We start from the raw sequence: 860 nt of genomic DNA on the forward strand, positions 1-860 counted from the left end.
GGCATGACCATCTCGGTGCCTTCTGCCAGCTGAACGGTGCCGGTCACGTCAGTTGTACGGAAGTAGAACTGCGGACGGTAGTTCGCGAAGAACGGCGTGTGACGGCCACCTTCCTCTTTGGTGAGGATATAGGCTTCGGCTTCGAACTTGGTGTGCGGTGTCACGGAGCCGGGCTTGCAGAGAACCTGACCACGCTCAACGCCGTCACGCTCAACGCCGCGCAGCAGGGCGCCGATGTTGTCGCCAGCTTCACCACGGTCCAGCAGCTTGCGGAACATTTCCACGCCGGTGCAGGTGGTTTTCTTGGTGTCGCGGATGCCGACGATTTCGATTTCGTCGCCAACGTTGATCACGCCACGCTCGACACGGCCAGTCACAACGGTACCACGGCCGGAGATCGAGAAGACGTCTTCGACCGGCATCAGGAAGGGCTGGTCCACGGCACGCTCGGGTGTCGGGATGTAGGCGTCAACTTCGGCCATCAGCTTCTTGATGGACTCTTCGCCGATCTCGGGCTTGTTGCCTTCCATCGCCGCCAGAGCGGAACCTGCAACAACGGGGATGTCGTCGCCGGGGTAGTCGTAGGAGGACAGCAGTTCGCGGATTTCCATCTCGACGAGCTCGAGCAGCTCTTCGTCGTCGACCTGGTCAACTTTGTTCATGAAGACGACCATGGCGGGGATGCCAACCTGACGGCCAAGCAGGATGTGCTCACGGGTCTGGGGCATCGGGCCGTCGGCCGCGTTCACAACCAGGATCGCGCCGTCCATCTGCGCCGCACCGGTGATCATGTTTTTCACATAGTCAGCGTGGCCGGGGCAGTCGACGTGGGCGTAGTGACGGTTCTCGGTCTCATACTC

The 860-nt window shown here is 61.2% G+C and carries 1 protein-coding gene; it reads right to left on the reverse strand.

Going from position 1 to position 860, the window contains the following annotated elements:
* Nucleotides 1-860, reverse strand: an 860-nt coding sequence (gene tuf, locus J7392_RS24130) for an elongation factor Tu (RefSeq protein WP_209219849.1), incomplete at both ends; no start/stop codon positions are given.

Source organism: Sulfitobacter sp. R18_1 (genome assembly GCF_017743915.1).
Lineage (GTDB): Bacteria > Pseudomonadota > Alphaproteobacteria > Rhodobacterales > Rhodobacteraceae > Sulfitobacter > Sulfitobacter faviae.